At 65.8% G+C, this 9993-nt stretch carries 10 protein-coding genes; 4 read left to right on the forward strand and 6 right to left on the reverse strand.

The window, feature by feature from the left end:
* Complete coding sequence (locus KVY23_RS03220; protein WP_230555259.1) at positions 1–651, forward strand: energy-coupling factor transporter transmembrane protein EcfT; 651 nt, start codon at positions 1–3, stop codon at positions 649–651.
* A 6-nt stretch (positions 652–657) separates the two neighbouring features.
* Positions 658–2061 (forward strand): class I adenylate-forming enzyme family protein, encoded by a 1404-nt coding sequence (locus tag KVY23_RS03225; protein WP_230555260.1) that lies wholly within the window; start codon positions 658–660, stop codon positions 2059–2061.
* On the opposite strand, the gene KVY23_RS03230 is transcribed toward KVY23_RS03225, so the two are convergent.
* Together KVY23_RS03230 and KVY23_RS03235 are read right to left on the reverse strand one after the other, a co-directional pair.
* Positions 1980–2759 carry an acyl-[acyl-carrier-protein] thioesterase gene (locus KVY23_RS03230; protein ID WP_075839243.1) on the reverse strand — a complete coding sequence of 260 codons (780 nt, stop codon included), beginning with the start codon at positions 2757–2759 and terminating at the stop codon, positions 1980–1982. The genes KVY23_RS03225 and KVY23_RS03230 overlap by 82 nt on opposite strands.
* An 82-nt stretch (positions 2760–2841) precedes the next feature.
* Positions 2842–4287 (reverse strand): bifunctional lytic transglycosylase/C40 family peptidase, encoded by a 1446-nt coding sequence (locus KVY23_RS03235; RefSeq protein WP_230555261.1) that lies wholly within the window; start codon positions 4285–4287, stop codon positions 2842–2844.
* Positions 4288–4472: 185 nt separating this feature from the next.
* Between KVY23_RS03235 and KVY23_RS03240 the strand changes: the two genes are divergently transcribed.
* Positions 4473–4856: a RidA family protein gene (locus KVY23_RS03240; RefSeq protein ID WP_230555262.1), complete on the forward strand. Its 384-nt coding sequence runs from the start codon at positions 4473–4475 to the stop codon at positions 4854–4856.
* Positions 4857–4871: 15 nt separating this feature from the next.
* Here the strand turns inward: KVY23_RS03240 and KVY23_RS03245 are convergent, their stop codons facing one another.
* From KVY23_RS03245 to aroQ, 3 genes are all read right to left on the reverse strand, one after another.
* Positions 4872–5435 carry a vitamin K epoxide reductase family protein gene (locus KVY23_RS03245; protein WP_075839242.1) on the reverse strand — a complete coding sequence of 188 codons (564 nt, stop codon included), beginning with the start codon at positions 5433–5435 and terminating at the stop codon, positions 4872–4874.
* 8 nt (positions 5436–5443) lie between these two features.
* Positions 5444–6169, reverse strand: coding sequence for a thioredoxin domain-containing protein (locus tag KVY23_RS03250; protein WP_230555263.1), 726 nt, complete (start codon positions 6167–6169; stop codon positions 5444–5446).
* A 100-nt stretch (positions 6170–6269) separates the two neighbouring features.
* Positions 6270–6707 (reverse strand): type II 3-dehydroquinate dehydratase, encoded by a 438-nt coding sequence (aroQ, locus tag KVY23_RS03255; protein WP_230555264.1) that lies wholly within the window; start codon positions 6705–6707, stop codon positions 6270–6272.
* A 67-nt stretch (positions 6708–6774) separates the two neighbouring features.
* Between aroQ and KVY23_RS03260 the strand changes: the two genes are divergently transcribed.
* Entirely contained in the window at positions 6775–8061 is a 1287-nt protein-coding gene (locus KVY23_RS03260; protein ID WP_230555284.1) for a nitrate/nitrite transporter, read from the forward strand.
* Positions 8062–8087: 26 nt separating this feature from the next.
* On the opposite strand, the gene KVY23_RS03265 is transcribed toward KVY23_RS03260, so the two are convergent.
* Positions 8088–9806 (reverse strand): HNH endonuclease signature motif containing protein, encoded by a 1719-nt coding sequence (locus KVY23_RS03265; protein WP_230555265.1) that lies wholly within the window; start codon positions 9804–9806, stop codon positions 8088–8090.
* Positions 9807–9993: the final 187 nt, after the last annotated feature.

The raw sequence follows: 9993 nt of genomic DNA on the forward strand, positions 1-9993 counted from the left end.
TTGATAGGTCTGTACCGGCCGGGCACGTCCCCGATACACCGGCTCCCTGCGGGGGCGAAACTGATACTGCTGGTGACGACGATTCTCGCGGTGGCAATTCTGGTGCGAACTCCACTTCAAGTGCTGGCGGTGGCCGCCGCAGTTGCCGCGCTGTTCGCGGTCGCGCGGATCCCGGCGAAAATCGCGGTGGCGCAGTTGCGTCCGGTGCTGTGGATGCTGTTGATCATCGGGACGTTCCAGCTGATCATCACCTCCTGGCAACGCGCCGTCGTCGTCTGCGGAGTCCTGCTCATCTCGGTGGCCCTCGCCGCGCTGGTCACCGTCACCACCCGCGTGACCGCCATGCTCGACACCGTCACCCGTGCACTCGGGCCGTTGCGCCGTTTCGGCGTCGATCCCGAGCGGGTCGGTCTCATGCTCGCCCTGGCGATCCGCTGCATCCCCATGCTGGCGACGATCGTGCACGAGGTCTCGGAGGCACGCAAAGCCCGCGGGCTGCAGTGGTCGATGACGGCGCTGGCCACACCCGTCCTCGTGCGGGCATTGCGCACCGCCGACGCGATGGGCGATGCACTCGTCGCGCGCGGCGTCGACGACGACTGGGATGAGGATGACTGGGACGAGGACGAGTGGGATGACGAGAGTGTGTGAGGTGCCATGTCCGAATTGTTGACCGACCGCATTGCCCGTCGCGTCGTCGAGATCCCGGATGCAGCGGCTGTTGTCGATCGCCGGGAAGTGGTGACGTACGCCGAGTTCTGGCACCGAGTCACGCGCACCGCGGCCGGGATGCGCGGCATGGCGCGGGTAGCGGTGTTGCCGACGTCGGATGTCTCCTCGCTCGTGGCGGTCGCCGCGGCGATGGCGTCGGGAACCGGGGTGGTGCTACTGCACCGGCACCTTCTCCCCGAACACTTCACGCGGGTGATGGATCTCGCCCGCCCCGCCGCGGTACTGGCGGCGCCGAGTCAGCACCGACGGTTGCGGCAGTGGGGGTGTGATCACCCGGTCGCCGGTCTCGATGCAGACGGTTCGCACGGGAGAGCCGAGCCCGGCGACGAGATGCTGCTCGGTGTCACCTCGGGTACCACCGGTGAGCCGAAACTGTTCGTCCGCAACCAGCTGTCGTGGGCACGCACGTTGGACCGCAGCGACGAGGTGTTCGACATCGGCCGCGGTGATCGACTCTGCACCCCTGGTGTGCTCGACCACACCCACTTCCTCTACGGCGCGCTGCACGGGCTGACATGCGGTGCGACGGTCGACGTGCGCCCCCTCGTCGCGGCGGTGGCCGATGAGCCGACCCATCTGTATTCGGTGCCGACCATCGCGTGGGATCTCGTCCGATCCGGCGTCGACTCCGTTCCCAGTGTCCGCGCCGTGCTCTCGAGCGCGGCGCGTTGGCCGACCCAAGGCCGAGTCGCACTGCAGACCGTGCTGCCGAACGCGTCGCTCACGCATTTCTACGGCGCCTCGGAGCTGAGCTTCGTCTCCTACGATCGTGGCGTCGATCCCGGAGCCGGAACCTTGTTCGACGGGGTCGAGGCCGACGTTCGCGACAGCATCGTCCATGTTCGCAGCGACATGCTCTTCGACGGCTACCTCACCGAATCCGGTGTGACAGGCGGGCCGGTGGACGGGTGGATGACAGTGGGCGACAGGGGGACGGTCGACGGCCGCGCGTTGACGCTACTGGGGCGCGGCAGTGAGGTGATCAATCGCTCGGGACTGAAAGTCGAACTGGCGCCGATCGAGGCGGCGGCGCTCGAGGTGCCCGGGGTCGCCGAGGCGGCCTGCATCGGGGTGCCGGACGAGCGGATGGGTGAGGTACCCGGACTGGCGGTGGTGCTCGGCCCGCAGCGGCCTGAGATTGCCGATATCCGTAGGCATCTTCGTGCTGTGCTGCCGAGCCCGAGCATGCCCGCACGCATACTCGTCGTCGACGAGCTTCCGCACACTCCGCGCGGCAAGCTCGACCGTCACAGCTTGGGCGCCACCTTCGCCACCGAGCGCACGGACCCGTCCACCACGAACCACAGGGTGAGCGCGCCGCCCTCGTAGCGGTGGCGGATGATGACGTGCTCGCTCGCGAGGATGGGCGAGAGATACTCGATCACGGCTCGGTGCGGCTCGCGCACCAACTCGGTGTGAGTGACCAGGAACTCTTCGACGGCATGCCAGTACGCGGCATTGTTGACGTGGTTGAACGAGTCGATGTCCGTGGCGCGCAACGGGAACGGTGTGTCGGTCTCGGATGCGTCAGGCACTGGTTCGGTGAGCCATGCTTTCCACCGAAGTCGGTGCTCGTCGGTGGTGCGGGCCAACAGTTCCAGAGCCTCGTCGCTGATGCGCGTGGGCATTCCGGTGGTTGCGCTGATGTTGATCCAGAACCCCTCGGTCTCGATCGAGGCGCCCTTGCCGCTGGAGATCTGCACGCGCATGTTCGACCATCGCGTCGACATCGAGGAACACCAGCGTCGCATGTGCACCCGGTCCGGGAAGTGCACCGGTTCGATGACGTCGATGACCGTGCGGCGGACGATCCAGAACGGATCGGTGGCATGTAGCGGCGTCGCGTCGAGGTTGTCCGAGCCGATGTCCTGGAGATACCGGGCGATGCCGTCGAACCGCAGGCGATTGTCGGGATCGACGTCGGCGGTGCGAACGGTCCAGCCCGTCTCGAATCCTTCGCCGACCGGGGGCGGCGGGGCAAGTTCGTCGGTGAAGCTCTGGGGTTCGGTGCCGGCTCCGGTGGTCACAGGCGTGCTCCTCGTCTCGGGGTCGGTGCTCGCGCTCGAACCTACCCCCTGACTCCGTCAGAGCAATCGCTGGAGCCTTCCGTCAGAGCACCCGGCGCGCTTTCATGCCGTCGAACACGTCGCCGACGCGGACGACGTCGCCGCGCTGGGGTGCGTGGACCATCTGACCGTTGCCGATGTAGATCGCGACGTGTCCGGGGCCGGCCGACTGCCAGTTCCCGAAGAGCAGGTCGCCCGGCTGCGCCATTTCCAGCGGAATCTCGGTGCCCACATTCCACTGGGTTTCAGAGGTGCGGGGGAGCGTCACGGCACCGGCCGACGCGCGGTACATCGCATACGAGGTCAGGCCGGAGCAGTCGAACCCGCCGCCGGACGGACCGTTGATGTTGCCGCCGCCCCAGACGTAGGGGAGGCCGAGGTAGTCCATCGCCGAGTTGACCGCGCGGGCCCCGATGGTGCCGAGATCGAGGGACGAGAACGGGTTGAGCAGCGCCGCGAACTGCCTCTCGGTGGCGCGGATCTTCGCCACGTAGGGCTTGGTCTGATTCTCGTAGTCCGGTAGACCCGAGGGCATTCCGCCCGACCGAAGCACAGCGCCGGCGCCGGCGTTGTAGCCGGCCAGGGTCAGATCCAGGGAATCGCCGGATACCCGGCCCTGCGACTTCCACTGCTCGACCTGCTTGTTGATGTCACAGAGCAGGTTGCCCGAAGCCATGACGGAATCGGCAATGCCGTTGACGTCGGCGACACCGTCTCCGTCGGCATCCTTGCCGTACTTGGCCCAGGTGCCGGGCATGAACTGGCCCGGGCCTCGGGCTCCGCTGCTCGATACCGGGGCGGTGGGCCCGTGACGGAACCCGTTCTCGGCCGCATAGAGGGCGGCGATGGTCGGGGCGTTGACACCGTCGCAGATGGCACCGGCTTTCATCAGCCACGGCACGAAGGCGGTGATCGCGCCGATGGGGGAGGTCGAGACTCCGGTGAACGTGGCGGGCATACCAGGGAACAGTGCGCGCCGAATGGCTTCGGCGGCGGGCATGAACGCGGTCTGGGACGCGAGTTCGCCGAGAGAGAAGGTCGATGTGCCGAATTGCATGCCGCCTGCACTGCTCGGGAAGATCGACGAGAACGCCGCTCCTGCAGAGGGAACCGTCGCGGAGACAGCGGCAGTGGAGACGATGGAGTTGGTCGTCGCGGGCTCGGCGGGCGGCCCGCTCTCGGACTCGGCGGGCTCGGACGGGTCGGACGGCTCTGCGTCCTCGGGCGCCGGGGGTAGCAGGGGTTCGGCCGCGCCCTCGACGGCGGCTGCTGCGTCCTCGAGCATTGTCTCGGCGGTCTCACGAGCCGGCTCGGGTAGTGCGCCGAGCATGTCGTCCAGTTGCTTCTGCAGTGCAGGTGCCGATTCTTCCGCGGATGCGGCAATACCTGCAGCACCGTCCGCGATCTCCGGGGGTAGTTCCGTGCCTGCTGCCACTCCTGCGGCGGACACGATTACCGCAACGATGACTGCGATGGGGTCGCCTGCCATGTAACAACTCCTGGTGCTCGCGCTCTCCCCGACCTTTTCGTACCGAACTCATCTCAGTGAGCTGGCTCACATCATCATGCACTGTCGGTGCGGATTGCGGAGCGTTATAGAACGCGTACCAGTTCTGTGAACCGTTACATTGAGATTCGTATTCGTCACAGAAGGAGCGCGTCATCGACAAGCAGGTGCTGTCACCAAGCACAGTGTGGGATCCGGGTGCCCAGTTGTTGTCCCAATGCGTCGTCGTCCGCGACGTCGAGCGGACGCTCTACCTGTCCGGGCAGACCGCGATCACAGCCGACGGTAGCTTCGCCGGCGTCGGGGACGTGGACGCGCAGATTCGCCTGTCGTTCGAGAACATCCGGCTGATCCTCGACGCGGCGGGCGGTGCGCTGGACAACGTCGTGAAGTTGACGGTCTACTTCCGCGATATCGGCGACCTCGACATCTACACCGGCATCCTCGGCGAGCTGTTCCCCGAGACCAGACCAGCGCAGACCGTCGTCGAGGTCGCTCGTCTCGCGATGCCTGAGTTGCTGGTCGAGATAGATGCGGTGGCGGTGCTGTAGGTCCGGTCGCTGTGGCTAAGGCACCAGGGTTGCCCAGTAGTCGGAGAAGCGGATTCCGATCGCTGCGATCACCACCGCGTACCAGACGGCGAGAATCGTCCAACGCCATTCGACGAACAGGCCGCCCACCCGGGAGTTGCCGACCAGCTGCGAGAGCGCGACCACGAGGATCGGCATTGTCACTGCCCACACCACCATGCAGTACGGACACAACGCGCCGATCACGTACAAGCTTTCGTAGATCAGCCAGTGGACGAACACCGCGCCGAGCAGGGTGCCCAAGGTCAGGCCCAGCCAGTACCAGTGCGGCAGAGCGATGCGTGCGAGCGTCAGTACACCGGTGACGAGGACGACGGTGAATGCGACTATGCCGATGATCGGATTGGGGAATCCGAACAGGGCGGCCTGCTCCGTGGTCATCACCGTGCCGCACGAGAGGACCGGATTCAGGCTGCACGACGGCACGTACGAGGCGTCCTGGAGGAGCTCGATGCGTTCGATGGTCAACGCCAGTGCGGCGAGCAGACCGAGGAATCCGCCGACCGTGAGGACCCAGGCGGTGGCGCGGGCAGGCTTCACTGCGGGGCCTACTTCGCGTCGGCGATTGCGGTGCGCAGGCCGTCCGGACTCGGGTTGGCCACCACGGTGCCGTTGACCGAGACGGTCGGGGTGCCGGTGACGCCGGACTCGAGCACGGTCTGCGTCGTAGTCGCTACGAAGTCGTTGTAGCTGCCGTCGGTGATGCAGCTCGCGAGTTCGGAGCTGTCGACCCCTGCTGTCTCGGCGATGGCGATCAGCTCGTCGTCGCTCAGTCCGGCGCCGCCCTCAGCGGGTTGCTGCGCGAACATTGCCTCGTGCCAGCTCGGCCACGCGGCCATGTCGGCTTCGGCGACGCAGATGCCGGCGTTGGCGGCGCGAGTGGAGTAATTGGTCGACGACGCTCGATCCAGGATCGAGATCGGCGTGTAATCCACGGCGATCGTGTTGTCGGCGGTCAACTCGGAGAGCGTGTCCCCGCTGAGGGCTTCGAACTGCTTGCACGCCGGGCACTGGAAGTCTTCGACGACCGTGACGACGACGTCGGCGTCGGGCTCACCGATTCTGATGGCCCCGTCCGCGGTGACCGCCGACGGGGTGGCACCGGTTGCGGTGTCATCGGAGTTCTTGGAGGCGATACTGAAACCGATGACCGCGATCAGGGCGATGAGTACCGCCGCGACGCCGAGTTGGATCAGCGTGCGGCTGCCCCTGTCCTTCTTGCCCTGCATAGCCGCCGTGGCCGCCTGTGCCTTCTTCTTGCTGTTGTTGCTCACTGCGAAAGGTCCCTTGCTCGCCGAACTCGTCCAAGTCCTAAGCCAGGATAGGGGTACGAACCTGAGCCCTGGCTGTGAGTGCCGGTCAAGTGAAGGCCGGTCAGGTGAGTGAGATGAGCCGTTCGATCGCGTAGCCGTATCCGGCCACGCCGAAGCCTGCGATGACACCGCTGGCGATGGGCGAGACGAAGGAGTGGTGCCGGAACTCCTCGCGGGCGTGGACGTTGCTGATGTGGACCTCGATGATCGGGATCTCCGGAACGACGAGGGCGTCGCGGAGGGCGACCGATGTATGCGTCAGGCCACCGGGATTGATGACGATGCCCGAAGCTACTCCGCGGGCCTCGTGGATCCAGTCGATGAGCTGGCCCCCGTGGTTGGACTGTTCGGCGCGGACTGTGCGGCCGTGTGCAGCGGCGGTCTGCTGGCACAGTGCGACCACGTCGGCGAGCGTTTCCTGGCCGTACACCTCGGGCTGACGGGTACCGAGCATGTTCAGGTTCGGCCCGTTCAACAGCAGGATGTGTCCGTCGGCCATGTCGTCTGCTCACTTTCTCGTCGTCGAGTCGCGCAGGCTGCAATCTTTTCACAGCGCACCCGGCACAATGATTGCAGTGAGAACTGTGTGGGTGGTTTGGGGCGTCGGTGTGTTCGCCTACATCGTCGGGGTTCTGCACCGGACCTCGTTCGGTGTCGCGGGTCTCGACGCCGCCGACCGTTTCGCAGTCAGCCCGTCGTTGCTCTCCCTGTTCGTCGTGTTGCAGATCGTCGTCTACGCCGGGATGCAGATCCCGGCGGGTGCGATCCTCGATCGGGTCGGCTCGCGCAAGATGATCGCGCTCGGGGCCCTGTTGATGGTGATCGCGCAGCTCGTGCTCGCGACGACGGAGTCCCTGCCGGTTGCGGTCGGTGCTCGAGCGCTCGTGGGGGTCGGTGATGCCCTGACGTTCATCTCGGTGCTTCGTCTCGTACCGCAGTGGTTCGACAACCGGCGAGTTCCCATCGTGTCGCAGTTGACCGGCTTGCTCGGGCAGTCGGGGCAGATTCTCTCGGCGGTGCCGTTCCTTATGATTCTGCACGGGTCGGGCTGGACGTTCGCCTTCGCGAGTGCGGCCTCGCTCGGATTGTTGGCGTTCGTGCTGGCGCTGGCGCTGATCCGCAATTCCCCGCCCGGTGCCGAAGTATTGACCGAGCCGACCACGATACGGGAAACGCTGGCGACGATCGGTCGGGTGTGGAAGCGGCCGGGCACCAAGCTCGGCTTCTTCACGCACATGGGCACTCAGTTCTCGATCACGGTGTTCGCGCTGCTGTGGGGAATTCCGTATCTCACCACGGCGCAGGGGTTGTCGACCACTGCGGCAGGAACGCTGCTGTCGCTGTCGGTGATCTCGGCGGTCATCTCCGGTATCGGATTGGGCATTCTGACGGGCCGGTACCCGATGCGTCGGTCGTGGCTGGTGCTCACGATCATGGTCAGCAACGCCGCGATCTGGGCTGTTGTGCTGGCGCTGCCAGGCCCGGCTCCTCTGTGGTTGCTGGTGGTGCTGGTGGTTGTCGTCTCGGTCGGTGGCCCGGGCAGCGTCATCGGGTTCGACTATGCGCGTACGTTCAATCCGAGTGCGAATCTCGGCACCGCGCAGGGCATGGTCAATGTCGGCGGCTTTCTGGCCTCGCTTCTGGTCATCGCGGCCATCGGTGGGGTTCTGCAAGTGATGGGCGGGTACACCTTCGAGGCTTTCCGGGTGGCGTTCCTCGCCCAGTACCCGGTGTGGTTCGTCGCGATCGTCGGCGTTCTGCTCACTCGCCGCTCGACACGCAAGGAACTGGCGGAGGAAGGTATCTATCCGCACACGATGCGCGAGGTTCTGCAGCGCTTCCGCGACCGGTAGTGGCCGACACACATCAGCACGGCACATCAGAACGGCGCCGGATCGGCGGTGTCTGCGGCTGAACCGGCGGCTGCTGTTGCGCTCGCGACGGCCGGCTCGGCGGGATCTGTGCTGCATTTCGCTAACCGTTTTCGCGGAATGTGCGGGATCAGGGATTCGCCGGACAGATCCGCAGTGCCGACCACGCTGCCGGGCAACGTGATTGCGGTTGTCCCCGAGCTCGACACCCAGTAGTCGGCCCCGCCGGCCAGCATCCTTGGAATCCACACACCCATGGTTTTCAGCATGTGGTGGTAGCGACACAGGCAGTGCAGATTGGTCGATACCGTCCAGCCTCCCCGCGCTGGATCTCGGTGACGATAGGGCACGACATGGTCGATTTCGCAACTGGCTGCGGGTACGTCGCAGCCTGGATGACGGCACGTGCGGTCGCGGTGACGTACACAGTCGGCGAGGGCAGCGCTGGGCCGGTAGCTGAGCGCGCCTGCGGGCGGTTCGGTGAAACCCCCGTGGCCATCGGGGTGAACCGCTTCCGCCAGCGCGGGATTGGACGCGATAGCGGCCTCCATTGCGGCGATGAGCGTGTACGAACCGCGATAGCACCCACCGACAGGCACCTTCGGGCCGCGATCGAGTGATCCCGACGCTGCGCGCTCTGGAAAACTCGAGCCGCGCCGTCGCAGCCCCCTGCCCAGCGGATGGAAGGTGACAGGAGTGCCCGCCGCTCCTCCGCCACCCAAACCGACGCTGCTAGCAAGACCGGCCGCCTTGTCGCCATCGACCCCCAGCTTTGCTGCCAGGTTCGAGGCTTCGGTCAGGATGAGCTGCCAGTCTCCGTTGGCGGCAAGTTCTCGCGCGTATTCGGCATCGATGAGTCCGTGTCCCGCGAGATAACCGGGCAGGTCCGACAGGCCCGCCAGGGTCGTGAGGTCAATAGTCACGGTGGTCAGCGGTGCGCGCCTGTCCGGCACCTCCCGTTTCGCCGAACAAGGGTGGTCCTCGTCTTCCGTACAGCTGCACGGCAGGTACTCCTCGCGGCGCAGCAGCGCCGAATATGCCGCGGCGAGTCGTTGGTTGCGCGTGCGGGGATCCCGGTTGCACACGGTGGCAGCCATCTCGTTGATCAGTTGCCAGCAGGCTGCGGCATCGGCGGCTTCCAGATCAGCCTCGATAGTGGCGAGTACGTCCTTGTGGCGGTAACGAACTCGCGTCAGGCTGGCCAGCTTCTTGCGCAGTTCAGCTGTCTCGTCCGGGGCGATGCGCTGCATGGTCGCGGCGATCTCGGTCGCGAGTGGACCGGAGGACATGCGTCGCGCAGCATGGAGGATTTCCGATTCCGCGCGCTGCGCGGCCTCGAGTGAGTAGCAGTTCGTCGTTCGGTAGATAGCTCGCACCCGGGCCAGGTCGAGCTCACCCGCCTCGAACGCTGCCTTGACCGCAGGGAGTCGAAGCCGCAGGTCCATGCCCACATCGGCGAGCGTGTCGGCAACGGTCTTGGAGCAACCCAGGGCCTTGGCGGTTTCCGAGGCGGCGTAGTTTCCGGCATCCATGATGTGCTCACCGATCTGAACGGTCTGATGGACGCACGAGTCCCAGATGGCGGCTGCCAGCGCCACTTTGCGGGCGCAGGCTTGGTTCTCCAGGCACGCGACCTCGGATATCTCACGCAGCAGGGAGCCGTCTATCACGGGCTTCTTCTGTGGACCTGCGTACGACGCGAAAGCTCGTCCGTACCCAACCGACATGACCTGTGACCCAACCGACATGACCTGTGCCCCCCAGCATCGCGTCAAACAATCTTAGAACGTATGTGGCGCTCCTGAGGTTTGTGTGGGCGCCATTTCTGCTGTTCAGGGCGGGTTGTGTTGTTGGACGCAGTGTTCGGCGAGTTGCCGGTGAGATGAGGGACGCGCACGTGTTGGGCCTCTAGAT

Origin of the sequence: Rhodococcus sp. I2R (assembly GCF_020889545.1) — a bacterium.
Classification (GTDB): domain Bacteria; phylum Actinomycetota; class Actinomycetes; order Mycobacteriales; family Mycobacteriaceae; genus Rhodococcoides.